This window comes from Kaistella yonginensis (genome assembly GCF_030409525.1).
Classification (GTDB): Bacteria; Bacteroidota; Bacteroidia; order Flavobacteriales; family Weeksellaceae; genus Kaistella; species Kaistella yonginensis.
Genome location: NZ_JAUFQB010000046.1, coordinates 1 through 17,313, shown reverse-complemented (window position 1 = coordinate 17,313; position 17,313 = coordinate 1). Strand labels below are relative to the sequence as shown.

The window sequence follows — 17,313 nt, the reverse complement described above, 5'->3', positions numbered from 1 at the left end:
GGAATTGTATTAAATCAATTTATGCTTATATTTGAAGAAAGGCTCAAATTATAAAAATTCAAGCCTCAAACTTTTCAACTTACACACTTTACGGGATAGTGTCTTTAACCGTCTGCTTTCATTTCTTTTTAGCAACAAGACTACCAACAGACGTTGACTTTGTAATTATAATAAAACTTTCTATTTCTTCTGCAAACTCTTATAAATACTGTGAATCAATCCATCAGCAACAGAAATTTTCGGAACAAATATTTTATCAATATCACTCCATGCCATCACATTATTGAAAATCTGTAAAGCGGGCACCAAAACATCTGCGCGATCTTCCCGAAGTCCAAACTTAGTCATTCGTTCTGCAACGGTCAGTTCATTCATTTCCTTATAATATTTCTTGAGATAAGTGGTAGACATTGGTTTGCCATCTTTGGTTTTACTCATCGAGAAGATTTTATTAATATTTCCACCAGAGCCAATGGCCACAATCGGTTTTTTGCTGTTGATGTTTTTGCGCACCTCTTCTTTTAATTCTTTCCATAAATCCTCTTTAACCAACCCATTTAGCAAGCGAATAGTTCCTATATTCACAGATTTCTGATATTTCATCTTCGTGTTTTCATAAAACGTAAGTTCTGTAGAACCGCCGCCCACGTCGATGTACAGGTAATCGAAATTCTTATCAAGTCCTTCCGCAATATGATTTTCAAAAACGAGCGACGCTTCCTCATCGCCACTAATAATTTCAATATCGAGGTTGGAATTTTTCTTAACTTTTTTAATGATTTCTTGGCCGTTTTTCGCGTCGCGCATGGCACTGGTAGCACACGCACGGTAATGCTCCACTTTGTAAATTTTCATCAAGCTGCTGAAAACACTCATAGAATCCAGCACCATTTGTACGCGTTCAGGGCCAATTTCACCTTTCGTAAAAACATCCATACCTAGGCGGAGCGGAATTCTGAGCAAGTTGAGTTTGGTGAACTGCGGTTTCCCTTTTTTGGGCTCCGTAACTTCATTAATCAACAAGCGTGCGGCATTACTTCCGATATCGATTGCGGCAATTTTCATGATATTTATAAAAAGAGTTTTTAAAAAATGGCAATTTTACTAAAAAAGCCATTCCAAATGGTCATTAAAGGTAAGACGCATCAAATGAAAAAGGCAATAATTCCCGAATCGATTTTGTTTTAAAAATCTCACCACCGAGCGAGGCAAAATAGATTTCGATTTCGTCTTTTTGCTTCGCTTCATATTCCAAAATAGATTGTCGACAAGCACCGCACGGCGGAATAGGAATAGACGAAGTTGCATTTCTAGGCGCACCAATCACAAAAAGTTTTTTAATTTTCACCTCAGGAAAATTAGCTCCTGTATAAAAAATTGTGGTTCGTTCCGCACATAAACCAGAGGGATAAGCCGCATTTTCTTGATTGCTGCCGGTAATGATTTCGCCATTTTCTAGCAGAATCGCACAACCGACGGTAAAATTAGAATAGGGTGCGTACGCGACATTGCGAATTTGCATTGCTTTATCGTAAAGGGTTTTTTCTATCGCATCGAGGTGCTCGTAACTTTCGATGGCTTCGAAGTTAATTTTATATTGTTTTTCCATTGGTAAAAATAGGGTAGTAAAGATAACTGTTTTTTTTGAATTCACTTAAGATAATGCCTATAAGAGATTTGTCTTTTTTATTAAACTTCCAAATTTTATTATTTGCTCAAGACCATTATTATTTTTTGTGGATAACACAACAAGAACCAAATCAAGTAACAAGATATTTTTTGTCGCTGCTGGTCCCCAATTGCCAGCGATAAAAATCTACAAGAAAAATCCAATATTAACATTTCAAACCACTAGTTTTACTCTATGAATTTTTTGGTTTTTAACACGTTAAACTATTAAATTAAATAGATGAAAAACATAGAAAAAACACTAATCGGAATACAAAGCACTGAAATACTGCAATCTAAATCTTTATTAAATAGCTTTTTCATTCAGTCTTTGCAAGAAATGTTCTATGCAGAAAACGTACTTGCTCAAGAATTTGCGGGTCTAAAAAATCAAATTATTTCTTCAGATTTAGAGAATACGATTGGTATTCATTTCGCAATTCACCTTAAACATAAAGAGCGTCTAGAAAAAATATTTCAGTTGATAAATGTTTCAAATAGCAGTACAATTTGTTCAAGTTTTAATGCTTTACTTTCCGAAGGAAAAAATCAGCTTTCAGTCTTTTCTGATGATCATTCAAATTGGGAAATTGCACTTATTCTTGTTTCGCAGAAATTAACTCATTATAAAATAGCATCTTATGGCGGACTCGCTCATTTAGCCATAAAATTAAACCATTACAAAGCTGCAACTTTACTTGCATTTAGTGTGCAAGAAGAAGAAGACTATATCTCAAATAATTTAAATGGCGTCATTGATCGTTTCATGGCATCACGTTTCTTGAGTTCCAACAATTAAATTTTTTTACATTTTTCAATAAATTTAATTTAAAAATATTCTGATTAAAATTATTTCTTGAATAAATTTTATTTTGATTGACAAAAGCATTTTTGCCGTTTCAGTTTTCGTAAATTTGTCTCTATACCAATCAAAATACATCTTTATGATTTTATACACTCCCCTTAAATTTAGAAATTTAGAATTGAAAAACCGTTGGGTGATGTCGCCAATGTGTATGTATTCTGCTGAAAACGGTGTGGCTAATGATTTTCATTTTGTTCATTATGCCAGTCGCGCTCAAGGTGGAACCGGACTTTTACTCGTAGAAGCTACCGGTGTCGTTCCCGAAGGTCGCATTACCAATCAATGTACGGGGCTTTGGAATGATGATCAAACCCAAGCTTTTAAAAGAATTGTAGATTTCATTCATCAAAATTCTGAAAGTAAAATTGGGATTCAATTAGGCCACGCCGGTAGAAAAGCTTCAACTTGGAACGGCCAACAAATTCCTCTGGATGAAGGCTGGGAAACCGTTGCTCCCTCGAAAATTCCTTATGCAGAAGGAGAAAGAATTCCACATGAGTTGTCCGTTTCAGAAATCAAACACTTGGTTTGGGATTTTAAAGAGGCCACGAGAAGATCTTTGGAAGCCGGTTTTGATTTGATCGAAATTCACGCAGCACACGGATATTTAATTCACCAGTTTATGTCGCCGCTTTCCAATGTAAGGGCCGATGAATACGGTGGTAGCTTTGAAAACAGAATACGTTTTCTGCTGGAAATTGTTGATGCCGCAAATGAATTGCTGGATGAAAACCACCCTCTTTTTGTTAGAATATCAGGTACAGAATATGCGGAAAATGGTTGGGATATTGAAGAAAGTGTACAACTTGCCGAAGTCCTGAAAAATAAAAATGTTGATCTTATTGATGTTTCTAGTGGTGGAAATATTCACGGTGCCAAAATTACCTTATTTGATGGCTATCAAGTTCCGTTGGCGGCTCAAATTAAAAAAGAAACCGGGATAAAAACGGGAGCAGTTGGTTTAATAAAAACCGCAGCGCTTGCCGAAGAAATTTTACAAAAAGAAGAAGCTGATTTGATTTTCGTGGCCAGAGAGATTTTAAGAAATCCTTACTTGGCAATTCAAGGTTCATTCGGAGGAAAGGCAGAATGCGATTTCCCACCTCAATATGCTCGCGCAAGAATTTAGAAATTGATTTTTTGAAAAAATCAAAGCCATTTCAAATTGAAATGGCTTCTTGTTCCTTTATATATCTTATTCTTAACTCCGTAATTTTCTAAAATTTCGCTTCACAAAAAGAGCTGCAAAATAAATCGCTAAAAACAACAAGAAAACAATTCCTAGCATGAGAAAATACTCTGTAAATCTCAAAAGCACACCCAGTATTTTGGGATCGCCATCCATTATAAAACCTATTGTTGTGATGATTGCAGAAATCGTCAGGATGTTTAAAAGGTTGTTTTTCATTAGTTTTCGTTATGACATTATAAAAGGCTATCGGGTGTTTTTAGGATCGAAAAATTTATAATCCTAAGAATATTCAAATTTTCTTATCACTTCCAAAGTTTTATTGATTTCTTTTTCTTTAATAGCATCAGAGATAAACCAGGTTTCATAACCGCTTGGCGGCAAATAAATCCCATTTTTTAATAACTGATGAAAGAAATTGTTAAACAGCGCATGATTTGCCTGAGCTGCTTCATCAAAATTAGAAACCGCATTGATGTGGAAAAAGATACTCATCATCGAACCTTGTCGGTTGATTCGGTGTTCAATATTTTTTGAATTCAAGATTTTACCAATTTCAAAGTCTAAAATTTCGGTGGTTTTACTAAGGTTTTGATAAAAGTTTAGATCATTTTTGATGAGTTGTAACGTGGTTAAACCAGCTCTCATCGCCAAAGGATTACCGCTTAAAGTTCCCGCTTGATAAACCGCACCTTTTGGCGCTAAGTGATCCATAATTTCGTTACGGCCGGCAAACGCACCCACGGGGAGTCCGCCTCCAATTACTTTTCCGAAAGTCACTAAATCTGCGTTCACTTTATACAATTCCTGCGCCCCACCAAACGCCAAGCGAAATCCGGTCATCACTTCATCAAAAATCAACAAGGCTCCATTTTCATCGCACAGTTTTCTGAGCTTTTGTAGGAAATTATTTTCCGGCAAAACACATCCCATATTTCCGGCCACGGGTTCTACGATAATTGCCGCGATCTCTCCTTGGTTCAGACGAAATAAATCTTCTACCTGCTCTATATCATTATAGCGAGCCAGCAAAGTATCTTTAGCTGTTCCCGCTGTAACGCCGGGTGAGTTTGGATTCCCAAAAGTTGCCATTCCACTACCCGCTTTTATTAAAAATGAATCAGAATGTCCGTGGTAGCATCCTTCAAATTTGATAAATTTATCTTTTTTGGTAAAACCTCTTGCCAAACGAATCGCACTCATACAAGCTTCCGTACCCGACGAAACCATTCTGATCTGATCGATATTAGGAACATTTTCTACAATAAACTTTGCAATTTCAGTTTCCAGTTCGGTGGGAGTTCCGTACGAAAATCCTTTTTCAGCCTGCTTTTTAATCGCTTCCAATACTTCAGGGTGGGTATGCCCCAAAATAGCGGGACCCCAGGAGTTGATATATTCTATATAGGTATTATCGTCTGCATCGGTCATGTAAGCACCTTTTGCAGATTTCATAAAAACAGGAACGCCGCCTACGGATTTAAAGGCGCGAACAGGCGAGTTCACACCGCCCGGAATATATTGGTAAGCTTCATCGAATAAAGCAGAACTTCTTTGGTAATTCATGAGTAATATCTAATAAGTAATCAGTTGATTGTTGATAATTAAGTCAAAATACAAATGCAACAAGTGCTTGTTCCTCGCTAATGATATAAGGCCTGAGATCTAAGGTCTACTAATTAACGTCTAAAGTGCAATCTACTTTCTGGGTTTTTTGCTTTGAAGGTAAATCAGTTGTCCTGCCTTGGGCTGTTGGCCGAAATCCATTCTGTTTTTAGCATACAATTTTTTCAGTTTGATGCCAAATTTCTGTGAAATATCATGCATGGATTCACCTGCTTTTGCTTTGTAGCTGGCCGCATTTCCTGTGGACGATTTGCTTTCCAAGAAGAGAATATCATTTCTTCTCAGCTGCGTGCCATCAAGCTCGTTCCATTTCATCAAAGTAGTTTCTGTGAGCTGGTATTTTTTAGAAATAGCGGTCAAGTCAATATCATCAGGAATAATGATGAATTTTTTGCCGCCATTGGGATGGCTTTTAATTAAAATAGACTGTAAGGTTTCTGCTTTGGTAACGATCTTATCCACCTTTTTTTGCTGTTTCTCGTAAGAAGTTGCTTCATACGGAACTTTCACCGTCACGGGTGCCGCAGTAGATTTACTCTGATCCAATTGGGCCATAAAAATACGGTCGTTTTTCAAATCGGGATACCTTTTCAAAACTGCGTAGAGCACTTCTTTTGAATTTGTTTTATCAAATTCGTAGAGTTTGTTTCGTTCTATTTTATCGATGAGAATATAAGCGTAGCGTGGATTGGTGGCGTAACCAGCTTTTTTCAAACCATGCGCCCACGCTTTATAATCGTACATATCTAATTTAAAAAGATTGACGTAATATTTACGAAAAGCCAGAAATTTAGAATGATCTTCGTACGATTCCCGTGGGTCATCGTACACGCGGAAACACTCGTTTGGTGCATCATCAGTATGTTTCATGGTTTTACCAGTCCAATCTTCTTTGCATTTAATGCCGAAATGATTATTCCCCTGCTGAGCCAAACGACTTTGTCCACCACCGGTTTCCAACAATCCCTGCGCTAAAGTGATCGAAGCCGGAATTTTATATTTTTCCATTTCTTCTACCGCGTAGAGGGCAAATTTCTGAATATATTGCTCGTCGGTTTTCCAACCTTGCGCGTTGAATTTTGCGAATAGTAACAGTGCGAGCGCAAAAAATACTTTCTTCATATTTTATTTTTAATGACTTTTAAACAGGTTCTAAAACGAATAATGTTCTATATCATATTTTAATTCATATCGATTAACTCGCGGTTTTGTTTTTTCAACAGCTCGTTGGCGCCGGCAATTCCCTGTAAGCCCCCTGTATGAAAAGCCAGAATTTTACTTCCTGCCGGAAATTCATCGGCCTCAATCATTTCAAAAAGTTTTTTCATCATCTTTCCCGTATAAATCGGATCGAGCGGAATCCCATATTTCTCCTTGAAGTTATTGATAAAACGAATATTTTCAACGGTTATTTTACCATACTTGCCGTCATGCGCTTCGATGAGTTTGAAATTATGTTTGGGAGAAAGATTTGAAATCCTCTCAAACAAAGAGCAATCATCCACCACTTTAAAGCCCAAAACCTGTTGTTTTTCTTCTGCAAATTTAGAAATTCCGGCGATGGTTCCACCAGTTCCTACTGCGGTACAAAGATAATCAAAACTTTTTGTTTCCTCCGTGAGCATAAACTGAACACCTTTTACGGCATTTTCATTGGTGCCTCCTTCGGGGATGAGTAGTGCCTCGGGGAATAATCTTTTTATCATTTGGGTTAAAGCATCTTTGTCACGATAAAGCTCCCGGGTCACAAACTGAAAGTCCATTCCGTTATCCTTTGCACGCTGCAAGGTTGGGTTTTCTGGCCATTTATGTTGAAGTTCTTCCCCACGAATGATCCCCAACGTTCTGGTCTGGTATTCGTTTCCCAACGCAGCCACGGCGGCAATATGATTAGAATAAGCGCCACCAAAAGTAACGAGTACAGGATATTTGGGTTTTAGTTCTAAATAGGAATTGATGTTATAAAAGAGTTTCCAGTATTTATTCCCTGAAATTTGCGGATGAATAAGGTCTTCTCTTTTCAGAAAAAGCTGGATGTTTTTCTCTACAGGAATCTGGAGAATGGGAATTGAAATGGTGGGGATTTTCATTGGGGCAAAGTTGAGAGAAATAATTGAAATAATAATCTTTATTATTTAATTGAACTTTTTAAAATCTCAGTTTAAATCTTTATATTAGAGATCAGGGACTAATAAAATTACTATGAAACAAATTGAAAAATTAGAGTTAATACTAAGAACTCTTTATAAATTTAGAGCAAACGGCGGTTCTACAATGGAGGAAATTTGCGAAACACAAAACATTCCCCTAAACTCGCGCGATGAGATACAATCACTAGCCGAATGGCTTAAGGATAAAAATTATATAAAGTTAAAATTAACTAAGGGAAGTACATTTGTAACAATTAATAGTCACGGTATAGAATATTGCGAAGAAGATCTAGGCTTATTAAAAAATAATTCTCTAATTAATAACATATTCAACATTAATAATATTAGCAATTGTCCAAATACTAATATAGTATTGGATTCCTCTAACGTCACTTTTACCATCCAAAATTATCCAGAGATAGAAAATAAAATTAAAGATATTGAACAAGCAATTCTTGATAGCCATGAAATTCATGATGCAGAAAGGGAGAATTTAAAAGAATGCTTAAACGATATCAAGACTTCACTAGAATCAGGTAAAAAACCTAAATTTTCTTTTCAAGTACTTTTATCAAATGTTGCTAACATTGGTACTATTGGACAACTAGTTCTTCAATTAGGTGAACTTATTTCTTTTAATTAAAATCCAAAATTTAAAAATAGCGAAGTCTACGCCCCGACTTGAGTGGAGCTCTTTTTGTGCAGCGCAGCGGAACAAAAAAGCGGGAACGGAGGTCGGAAATGTGCGCCCAAAAAAAATTAGTCCAAAATGTATTTCCAGAAACTCCAAAACTTGCGGGTTTCCAGATAATTTAAATCGTCTTCCATCGCGTAGGCTTCGCGCTCGAAGGATATTGATTTGTAGGCCAGATAGTGGTTTTTTAGTTTGGAATACCAGTAGTAATACTCTACTACATACCATAGATAAAAGAAAACCACCAAAAGTTCGAGCTGCTGTCTTAGATGAATTTTCTCGTGATTGATGAGCAGGCGATCGTGCTTGAATTCTGGTTTTTTCAGAATGATGAAGGGGAAAAGCGTGATCCCTGAAATTTTTGTATTTTTGAGAAGTCTTTGCCAAATCACAATCATGAGGCAAAGATATTAATTTCAGTAAATCTGATTTAACTTATGGACCAGAAAATTATCAAAGAACACGAAGACTTTTATTATAACGAACAGGGTTATAAAGTTTTTACAGAATCATATCACCTCAAACGCGGTTATTGTTGTAAAAGTGGTTGTAAACATTGCCCCTATGGTTATGATAAAAAAACGGATACATTTGTGAAGCGGAAGAGATGATAGATGATAGAAAATAATCAAAATATAATTTAGATAACACCATAAATATTTCAATCATGAGCAAAAAATATATCTTACTTTTACTGGCTTCTGCCTCCTTGGGATTGACATCTTGCAGCCCTTTTCAGGTAAAATCTGATTATGCAGAAACTGCAAATTTCAATTCGTACAAAACGTATAAATTACGGATTGATGATTTGAAATTGAATGACATCGATAAAGATCGCGTCCTCAACGAAGTCTCAAAGCAATTAAAAATGAAAGGAATGACCGTTTCTGATGCGCCAGATTTGATCGTTAACGTGAAAGCAAATCACAAAAAAGTACAGGATGTACAAGGAAGCAGACCATACGGAATGTATGGTTGGGGTGGTCCATTTGGTTGGGGAGTCGGCATGCAAAGAACCTGGACGCAGAATTATAATCAAGGTGCTTTGATCTTGGATCTCATTGATGCCAGAACACAGAAATTGGTTTGGCAAGGAATCGGCAGCGGAATTTCAGTAGATTCTCCGAAATCGAAACAAAAACAAATTCCAGATATTGTAGCGGAAATTATGGCGAACTATCCGCCGAATAGAAATAAATAATAGTGAAAATCACGATTGAAGACTGCAGAAATGTGGTCTTTTTTTTATTTTTAAACGACCAAGTATTTTTTTCTTTTTATCTTCAATCATCGTCTTTTTTTTATAGTGTGCTTATAATAATCAATCTTTTCTATGGTAAATCGTAAACTCTTCATCCTTTAATGAGGACGATACCAGTTAAAATTAATCGAGTTTATAACTTCTAAGGCGATCATTTCATGAAGCTAGAATTATAGAATGTGTTCAAATTTATAAATAATTAATGTACGCCATTAAGCCAGTAACGCCGTAAAGAAATTTAAACAGGCTTTAATTATTAAAAAAACCGCTCGTAAGCGGTTTCATAAGAATCTATAATTGTCGTCGAATTATTTTTCAATAACTTCCACAATCGGATTTCCGATATTTCCACTTGGGAATTGTATTTTAAGCAGTGCTGATAAAGTGGGAGCAATATCGGTCATGCTGTATTCTTTATTGCTCTCGCCTGGTTTAATTCCCCAACCCATAAAAATTAAAGGAATGTGAGAGTCATAGGAGTTCCAAGAACCGTGGGTTGTGCCCAATTTGGAATAAGTTGGCAACCAAGAATCGTGGTAAATTACCTGAATATCACCACTTCTTTGCCAGTTGTAGCCATTCACAATTCGTGTTCTAATGGGCTCTGGAACGGAAGATGAACCTGCTTTTTTCATATCTACCGCGAACAACACGGAGGTATCTTTGTTTAAAATATCAATTAAAAATTGTTTTACTTGCTCCGCATCTAACTTCTGCTCCGCCATTAATTTTTCATCTAAATAGACCTGATTGTTGGTGATTTTCGTAATCAGTCGATCGACTTTGAATTGATTTTTCAACATTTCGTTAAATTCCTTATTGTCTTCGCCGTAGAAACCGGTTGGCATTTTGTGTTCGTCCATAAAGCCTTTTGCATGGGCACCGCCGTGATCAGCAGAAAGGAACACAGTGTATTGATCTTTACCCACCGTTTGATCTAGATATTTGAAGAATTCGGCCAGATCTTGGTCTAATCTTAAATATACATCTTGTACCTCAATAGAATTTGGCCCGAATTTATGCCCAGCATAATCTGGAGACGCCAAGTTGATTGCAAGGAAATCGGTCACAGCATCAGCTCCCAACTGTTCACCTTTAATCGACGCTTTTGCCAGACCCAGCGTTAAGGTATTTCCAAAAGGTGTAGAGCGAATATCTCCTTTGCTCACTTGATATTCCGCAGCTAAATTGCTGTAAGGGAAGGTGGGTGTTTTTGATTTTCCCTGAAGTCCTTCCCATGGCGAATTATCAGGGGAACTTTCGGTATATTGCGCAATCGGGAGCAAAGTATTCCAACCACTTTTTACCAAGTTCTCGCCTATTTTCTGGTTATTATAGTCGGTCACCCATTTCGGCAATTCATTTCTATAATAAGAACTGGTGACAAAATCTCCGGTGGTATCATCAAACCAATACGCCCCGGTTGGATTATGCCCAGCTGGTAAAATTGAGGCTCTGTCTTTTAAAGAAACACCTACGACTTTAGCTTTAAAGTTGGTGGCAAGTAAAAGTTCATCGGTAATAGTGGTAGACCAAAGGTTTCGGGGTGAATGATTTCCGACTTTTGAACTGGTTGTTCCCACTCCTTTAACCGTATCATCTGCAGTACAATATACATTTTTTCCTGTTGTTTTATCAAACCAGTCATTCCCCGCAATACCATGAATTGCCGGTACTGAGCCCGTATAAATTGTAGTGTGCCCAATTGCGGTGTAGGTTGGGATATAATTAATATGAACATTATTGAGAGAATATCCTTGATTAAGCAATCTTTTAAAACCATCATTTCCATATTTTTCATAATAACGATAGAGATAATCCCAGCGCATTTGATCCACAACCAATCCTACGACCAACTTGGGCCTGTCGAGCTGCGTAGATTTATTCTTTTGAGCAGAAATCGTAATGGTACAAATAAGAAGCAGAAGGGCGGTGAATTTTCTAAGCATTGTCTTTTGTTTAAAGGTGTTCAAATTTAAGGGAAATTTTTGGGAAAACGAAAAGAATGAACTTTTAGTCCCGGGTGGAAAGATATCCTTTTCTTTCCTCCAAAAAGAGTTTTCTTATAAGGCAGGTTTTCGCGAAATGAAAGAAAAAGATACAGTGGGAAAACAGGTGGAGGGTAGAGTCTTCGAAAAATATAGGATCGTTATGCTCCAAAAAAAACACACCTTCGGAAAGATGCGTTTTCTTGATTATGTTTAGACGGGTTTGAGCGTTTGTCTTTTCATACGTCTTTGTTATGTCGCCACTTCGTGGCTGAAAGATCTTTGCATTAAAATTTCAAATCACCATTCACCTCCCGAACTGCTTTTGCGGCAGTTGCAAATTTTTCTTTTTCTGCGCCTGTTAAACTGATTTCCACGATTTTCTCAACACCATTTGCACCGATGATCGCTGGAACACCAAGACAGATATCACTTTCGCCATATTCGCCATCCAACATTAGCGAGCAAGGAATCATTTTTTTGTGGTCGCAAAGAATAGACTGAACCATAACGGAAACTGCTGCACCAGGTGCATACCAAGCGGAAGTTCCTAATAATTTAGTTAAGGTTGCGCCGCCAACTTTGGTTTCTTCAGCTATATAGTTTTGTTGCTCATCGCTTAGAAACTCGGTTACTGGCACGCCGTTTCGGGTTGCTTTGGTCATTAATGGAAGCATTCCTGTATCACTGTGAGCTGCGATTACCATTCCATCAACATCGGAAATCGGACAATCTAAAGCTTCTGCCAAACGGTATTTGAAACGTGCAGAATCTAACGCTCCACCCATTCCGATAATTTGATTTTTTGGTAGTCCCGAAGTTTTATGAACCAAGTAAGCCATGGTATCCATTGGGTTAGAAACCACGATGATGATGACCTTTGGTGAATGTTTCACCAAGTTTGCGGTCACCTCTTTCACGATTCCAGCATTGATTCCGATGAGTTCTTCGCGGGTCATTCCTGGTTTTCTTGGGATTCCAGAGGTAATTACAGCCACTTTTGAGCCGGCTGTTTTACTGTAATCTCCGGTTGTTCCGGTTATTTTGGTATCGAATCCGTTTAGAGAAGCAGTTTGCATTAAATCCATGGCTTTGCCTTCGGCGAAACCTTCTTTAATATCAACTAAAACAACTTCTGCTGCGAAATCTTTCATTGCAATGTATTCTGCACAACTTGCACCCACTGCTCCTGCTCCTACTACGGTAACTTTCATATCTATTTATTTATTGATTTTTAATGGTGATATGGAAACTTTCGTTTTCATATCTATTTATTTATTGATTTTTAATGGTGATATGGAAACTTTCGTTTTCATATCTATTTTAATGATGTTAGGGAATTTTTCTATTTCCCTTCTAATTATTTTCAATGGTAACCAAAAATTGCTCGTTCAATCGTTTACAATGATATTGATTATCAGAAATCAAATTTACGAAATGTTAAAGTTTTGAGCAATGTTGCGCTTCTTAAAATTTTAATAAATTACCATCCACCTCAGATTCACTCCATCTATGGCTATTATATCTATTAATTACCCTAGGTCAACCCAATTTTGCTGAATTATGTGCTAAATTTGTGTTTAAAATATAAGCACATGGGTTTTGCATTGCGATTGCATCAAGGTTATAACAATCGAAAATATGACATTGATAAAAAGAAAATCGAAGATTTTATCGACCGATTTTTCCGATTTATTTTTTTTCTAGAATATCAACGATGTTCTGAACTCTCAAATATTGAGCTTCGCCTCAATACCTTTAAATTGGAATTTAAGGACCTTCTATTTTCAGTTACCGAAGAGCATGATGATTTACGAACGGAGGATTTTTTTAAAAGTTTCCCCCAAATTTATCAATCCTTGGAAAACGATGCCCAAGCAATCCTTGATAATGATCCGGCGGCTCAAAGTTTAGAAGAGGTCATGTTTTCTTATCCAGGTTTTTTTGCCATTGCCGTTTATCGTTTTGCGCACGAACTTTATAAAAGAAAAATTCCCTTAATTCCCAGAATCTGGACCGAGTTTGCGCACAGTAAAACGGGAATCGACATAAATCCTGGCGCAAAAATTGGTGCCAACTTCTTTATCGATCACGGTACAGGTATTGTGATTGGAGAAACGGCCATGATTGGAAACGATGTGAAAATTTATCAAGGAGTAACATTGGGAGCACTGTCGGTCACCAAAAATCTGCAACACATCAAGCGACATCCTACGATTGAAAACAATGTAGTTATCTATGCCAATGCTACCATTCTTGGTGGTGAAACGATCATCGGTGAAAATTCGGTGATTGGCGGAAATGTTTGGATTACAGAAAGCGTAACACCCAATTCTGTGGTTTTCCATAAAGGACAAGTCACGGTGAAAAATAAATTTCCGGGTATGGAACCAATTGTTTTCAGTATTTAAAAAATAAGGACGAGAACCCAAAAAAAGGATTAAAAAAAGGATTATGAAACTAAACAGTATATTAGAAGCGATTGGGAATACACCAATTATTAGACTTAACAAAATATTTCCGAACCATCAAGTTTGGATGAAATTAGAAAAACAAAATCCAGGTGGAAGTATTAAAGATCGAATTGCCTTGGCAATGATTGAAAAAGCTGAACAAGATGGAAAAATCAATAAAGAAACTTTAATTATTGAACCCACTTCCGGAAACACAGGAGTAGGCTTGGCCATGGTTTGTGCAGTAAAAGGTTATCAACTTGTATTGGTCATGCCAGAAAGCATGAGTATTGAACGCCGAAAATTAATGAGTTCTTATGGCGCCCAATTTGTTTTGACGCCGAAAGAAAAAGGAACATCAGGTGCGATTGCAAAAGCGATGGAGATGGCAAGTACAATAGAGAACTCCTGGGTTCCACAGCAATTCGAGAACGAAGCAAATCCGCAAATCCACGCTAAAACTACGGCACAGGAAATTTTAAATGACTTCCCCGAGGGTCTTGATTACCTCATCACGGGCGTTGGAACCGGTGGTCACATCACGGGCGTAACTGAGGTTCTGAAAAAGAACTTCCCTCATTTAAAAAGTTTTGCAGTAGAGCCGAAAGATTCACCCGTAATATCTGGCGGTGCTCCAGGTCCGCATCCTTTGCAAGGAATTGGTGCTGGGTTTGTGCCGAAAGTATTAAATACGGAAATCTTAAATGGTGTGATTGAAGTTGAAAAAGAAGAAGCTTTTGAATTTACCAAACGATTGGCGGCAGAAGAAGGAATTTTAGCCGGGATTTCAACAGGTTCATCGGTGGCAGCAGTGAATAAAAAGCTAGGCGAAATTCCTGAAGGTGCAAAAGTTTTGACTTTCAATTATGATACGGGTGAAAGATATTGGTCGGTAGAGGGACTTTTTGAGGAGAATCTTTATAAAGAATAATCGAGCACCATTTTGTTACATACGCTAAAAATCCTGCTGTGCAGGATTTTTTTAATTAAATAATTTTTGGCATTTTGCGCAAACGTAGATTTTTGCAGAACCGATTTCTTTATTTAAAATCGGCGTTCGATCTTTAGGGCAAGTTTTTTTTGCAAAGATCAATGCATTTTTTTCGACCTCATCTGTTTTCAATAAACTAAGAAATTCTTCGGCATAATCGACCACCATTTTCAATAAAAAAATTAGTTTTTTCTCAGGAATCGCTTTAATTATACTTTGCGGATTGATTTTGGCGTGGTATAAAGTTTCCGTTCTGATTATCGCTCCAATACCGACTACACTATTTTGCTCGAAGAGAACATCGCCAATTACCCTTTCCGAATGATTTCTTTGCCATTCATTTAAAATAAAATCAGCGTCAAATTCCGGTTTTAGAATATCTTTTTTAAAATTGAAATGATCGCTGGGTTTTCCTTGGTAAATTTTTATTTCAGATTGATAAAAATTGATTTCACCTTCCTTAAATTGAAGCGATAAATCAGCATTGAGTTTTTTGCGTTTATTGACCAAAATATCTCCCATCGACCCCACTTTGATGTTGAGGAAAAAATTACTAAAAACAAAAAGTAAATTTTTACCGAAAGACTGAATATCGAACAGCTGAATGTTTTTCAACAATTCATAATCAAGCTCTGCTTCACCAGAAACTTCAGAAACTATCTTTCCTTTGTATCGCTGGAGTTTATTTTTAAGAAAAACGAGGTTAGGGCCTTCAATCATGATTTAAATTTGAAGTGATAGAAATTACTTTTCTTCGTCGAAATACAGGCGATAATATTTTCCTTTTTCATCACTTCCCTGCTCGATCATTTTGCGGTCGCCATGAATATAGATGTGAAAGTTCTTATCTAATTTAATGATACTTTTGAAACCGCGGCTTTGTTTTTTCACGGCCGATTCATTGATTGCGAAATCCTCTGAAATCGACACCTGCATTTCTTGCTCATAATCTGATTTAAAATTCCCAAAGCTTTCAATTACATTTTCATCTTGTAAAACTTCTTTGGTAAACTCATCATAATCAAATTTTTCTTTTTCCTTAAAAAAGTTGAGCGATTTGTTCAGAAAATCTGCTTGATCTGCTTTGGTGGTTTCAAATTCCTGCGGAAGCTGTTTGGTAATAAATTCTTTGTAAACGGATAATGTTTCTTGGGTATGAAAATATTCGTTGTCGCGTTGTTTTACTTTTAGAAAATCCTCGAACCAATAATACATGTCGCCATTTTTATTATTATCAATGACTGACACGGCATAACCAGATTCTTTAAAACTGTTGTAAATAATACAACCTTTGTCCAACTTAGTTAAGCCGATTCCAAAATCTTTTTCAATATCGAAAGCGTCTCCTTCTGGAAAAATTTTTAAAAAAGGTGCTTTATTTTCGGTTTTAAAAATACCGATAGAATCAATTTTCTCCCCTGCAATTTCTTCACCTTCAAAATAACAAATGAAAAGTTCACCTGCCTGCACGCGAGGGTTTTCGGTTATTCCATACAGATGTTCAGCCAAGTTTTCTGATTCATAAATAAATTTTGAAAGGTCTTCAAAAATTTCGGAAGCAGCGCTGAAAACCGGATTATTCACCAAATAGGTATCGCTGTAAAACTGGAATTGTTCTTCAGATTTAAAGGATTTCAGAAAAAAGTCTTCTAACATTTCTTTCATTCCTTCATCAGGTTGATATTCTTCCTGCGAGAGTACAAGCGATTCCTGATTGATTTTATTACCAACTTTATGGATGATTATTTTAGAGAGCATTTTTGAAATTTTTGAAGTGCGAAGGTAAGATTTTTAGATTGAGGCTGCAATATATTAACGATTGCTTTAAAAGCAAACCGTTGAAAATATTATCAAAGCAAAAAAAATCCCCCAGGTTTTCACCCGGGGAATCTTTAGATTTATTTTGAATTTTTACTTGACTTCTTCAAAAATAACGAATACTGAAAATCAATTAGTTATAATTTTATGGTACAAATTAGGTATTGATTAATACTTGTATTAGTATCTGAAAATATGTAACCTACTACTAATCATAACTTTATACTTTTCTTGATTTTCTGGAGTTTAAAATTAATATTTCTCTAGTATCGGGATGGTAAATAACGATTCGTTTTTCTCATTTCTCAATTTCCCTTAATGATGCCGGAACTAATTTATTGCCAAACATCAGTAGAACGTGATTCACTTTTGCAAGACTTAAGTTATCCTTTCCTTGTTCTATTTTCCGAACTACCGTTAAAGCAACTCCGGCTTTTTCAGCAAATTCCTGCTGTGTAAGTTTGGCTTCTTTGCGTTTATCTTTGGTAAACTGTGCTAGATTTTTATACCTTGTGCTTGTTGCACAACCAAATGTAATAGAAATAAAATACATAAAAAAGCACTTTTTTATGTATTTAAGTGTTTGATATATAGAATATTATCCGTAAAT

General features: G+C 36.5%; 19 protein-coding genes. 7 read left to right on the top strand and 12 right to left on the bottom strand.

The window, feature by feature from the left end; all coding sequences use genetic code 11:
- Positions 1 to 180: 180 nt before the first annotated feature.
- On the bottom strand, positions 181 to 1,065 hold the full coding sequence (locus tag QWY78_RS09735; protein WP_290219305.1) for a Ppx/GppA phosphatase family protein: 885 nt from the start codon (positions 1,063 to 1,065) through the stop codon (positions 181 to 183).
- A 64-nt stretch (positions 1,066 to 1,129) separates the two neighbouring features.
- Positions 1,130 to 1,609 (bottom strand): cytidine deaminase, encoded by a 480-nt coding sequence (gene cdd / locus QWY78_RS09730; RefSeq protein WP_290219303.1) that lies wholly within the window; start codon positions 1,607 to 1,609, stop codon positions 1,130 to 1,132.
- Between the two features lie 300 nt (positions 1,610 to 1,909).
- Here cdd and QWY78_RS09725 point away from each other — a divergent pair, with 300 nt between their 5' ends.
- On the top strand, positions 1,910 to 2,467 hold the full coding sequence (locus QWY78_RS09725) for a DUF892 family protein (RefSeq protein WP_290219301.1): 558 nt from the start codon (positions 1,910 to 1,912) through the stop codon (positions 2,465 to 2,467).
- 148 nt (positions 2,468 to 2,615) lie between these two features.
- Entirely contained in the window at positions 2,616 to 3,662 is a 1,047-nt protein-coding gene (locus tag QWY78_RS09720) for an NADH:flavin oxidoreductase/NADH oxidase (protein WP_435389065.1), read from the top strand.
- A gap of 72 nt (positions 3,663 to 3,734) precedes the next feature.
- On the opposite strand, the gene QWY78_RS09715 is transcribed toward QWY78_RS09720, so the two are convergent.
- The 4 genes from QWY78_RS09715 to QWY78_RS09700 form a co-directional block, all read right to left on the bottom strand.
- Positions 3,735 to 3,941 carry a hypothetical protein gene (locus QWY78_RS09715; RefSeq protein WP_290219297.1) on the bottom strand — a complete coding sequence of 69 codons (207 nt, stop codon included), beginning with the start codon at positions 3,939 to 3,941 and terminating at the stop codon, positions 3,735 to 3,737.
- A gap of 63 nt (positions 3,942 to 4,004) precedes the next feature.
- Complete coding sequence (hemL, locus tag QWY78_RS09710; protein ID WP_290219295.1) at positions 4,005 to 5,288, bottom strand: glutamate-1-semialdehyde 2,1-aminomutase; 1,284 nt, start codon at positions 5,286 to 5,288, stop codon at positions 4,005 to 4,007.
- Between the two features lie 132 nt (positions 5,289 to 5,420).
- Positions 5,421 to 6,470, bottom strand: coding sequence for a glucosaminidase domain-containing protein (locus QWY78_RS09705; protein WP_290219293.1), 1,050 nt, complete (start codon positions 6,468 to 6,470; stop codon positions 5,421 to 5,423).
- A gap of 59 nt (positions 6,471 to 6,529) precedes the next feature.
- Positions 6,530 to 7,438: a 1-aminocyclopropane-1-carboxylate deaminase/D-cysteine desulfhydrase gene (locus QWY78_RS09700; protein WP_290219291.1), complete on the bottom strand. Its 909-nt coding sequence runs from the start codon at positions 7,436 to 7,438 to the stop codon at positions 6,530 to 6,532.
- A 112-nt stretch (positions 7,439 to 7,550) separates the two neighbouring features.
- On the opposite strand from QWY78_RS09700, the gene QWY78_RS09695 reads away from it, so the two are divergent.
- Positions 7,551 to 8,141, top strand: coding sequence for a hypothetical protein (locus QWY78_RS09695; RefSeq protein ID WP_290219290.1), 591 nt, complete (start codon positions 7,551 to 7,553; stop codon positions 8,139 to 8,141).
- A 116-nt stretch (positions 8,142 to 8,257) separates the two neighbouring features.
- Here QWY78_RS09695 and QWY78_RS09690 read toward each other — a convergent pair whose 3' ends face one another.
- On the bottom strand, positions 8,258 to 8,590 hold the full coding sequence (locus tag QWY78_RS09690) for a hypothetical protein (protein ID WP_290219289.1): 333 nt from the start codon (positions 8,588 to 8,590) through the stop codon (positions 8,258 to 8,260).
- 39 nt (positions 8,591 to 8,629) lie between these two features.
- Here QWY78_RS09690 and QWY78_RS09685 point away from each other — a divergent pair, with 39 nt between their 5' ends.
- Positions 8,630 to 8,803: a C1orf53 family protein gene (locus tag QWY78_RS09685; protein WP_290219287.1), complete on the top strand. Its 174-nt coding sequence runs from the start codon at positions 8,630 to 8,632 to the stop codon at positions 8,801 to 8,803.
- A gap of 56 nt (positions 8,804 to 8,859) precedes the next feature.
- Positions 8,860 to 9,393, top strand: a complete 534-nt coding sequence (locus tag QWY78_RS09680) for a DUF4136 domain-containing protein (RefSeq protein ID WP_290219286.1) — start codon at positions 8,860 to 8,862, stop codon at positions 9,391 to 9,393.
- A gap of 368 nt (positions 9,394 to 9,761) precedes the next feature.
- On the opposite strand, the gene pafA is transcribed toward QWY78_RS09680, so the two are convergent.
- Together pafA and QWY78_RS09670 are read right to left on the bottom strand one after the other, a co-directional pair.
- Complete coding sequence (pafA, locus tag QWY78_RS09675; RefSeq protein ID WP_290219285.1) at positions 9,762 to 11,402, bottom strand: alkaline phosphatase PafA; 1,641 nt, start codon at positions 11,400 to 11,402, stop codon at positions 9,762 to 9,764.
- A gap of 326 nt (positions 11,403 to 11,728) precedes the next feature.
- The gene (locus tag QWY78_RS09670; protein WP_290219283.1) at positions 11,729 to 12,655 is read right to left on the bottom strand and encodes a malate dehydrogenase; all 927 of its coding nucleotides are present in this window, start codon (positions 12,653 to 12,655) and stop codon (positions 11,729 to 11,731) included.
- 381 nt (positions 12,656 to 13,036) lie between these two features.
- Here QWY78_RS09670 and epsC point away from each other — a divergent pair, with 381 nt between their 5' ends.
- Complete coding sequence (gene epsC, locus QWY78_RS09665) at positions 13,037 to 13,852, top strand: serine O-acetyltransferase EpsC (protein ID WP_290219281.1); 816 nt, start codon at positions 13,037 to 13,039, stop codon at positions 13,850 to 13,852.
- Between the two features lie 43 nt (positions 13,853 to 13,895).
- Positions 13,896 to 14,825 carry a cysteine synthase A gene (cysK, locus tag QWY78_RS09660; RefSeq protein WP_290219279.1) on the top strand — a complete coding sequence of 310 codons (930 nt, stop codon included), beginning with the start codon at positions 13,896 to 13,898 and terminating at the stop codon, positions 14,823 to 14,825.
- A gap of 51 nt (positions 14,826 to 14,876) precedes the next feature.
- Here the strand turns inward: cysK and QWY78_RS09655 are convergent, their stop codons facing one another.
- The 3 genes from QWY78_RS09655 to QWY78_RS09645 form a co-directional block, all read right to left on the bottom strand.
- Positions 14,877 to 15,605 (bottom strand): hypothetical protein, encoded by a 729-nt coding sequence (locus QWY78_RS09655; protein WP_290219276.1) that lies wholly within the window; start codon positions 15,603 to 15,605, stop codon positions 14,877 to 14,879.
- 24 nt (positions 15,606 to 15,629) lie between these two features.
- Positions 15,630 to 16,643 (bottom strand): nucleoid-associated protein, encoded by a 1,014-nt coding sequence (locus tag QWY78_RS09650; protein WP_290219275.1) that lies wholly within the window; start codon positions 16,641 to 16,643, stop codon positions 15,630 to 15,632.
- A gap of 358 nt (positions 16,644 to 17,001) precedes the next feature.
- The gene (locus tag QWY78_RS09645; RefSeq protein WP_290219273.1) at positions 17,002 to 17,256 is read right to left on the bottom strand and encodes a helix-turn-helix domain-containing protein; all 255 of its coding nucleotides are present in this window, start codon (positions 17,254 to 17,256) and stop codon (positions 17,002 to 17,004) included.
- Between the last annotated feature and the right edge of the window lie 57 nt (positions 17,257 to 17,313).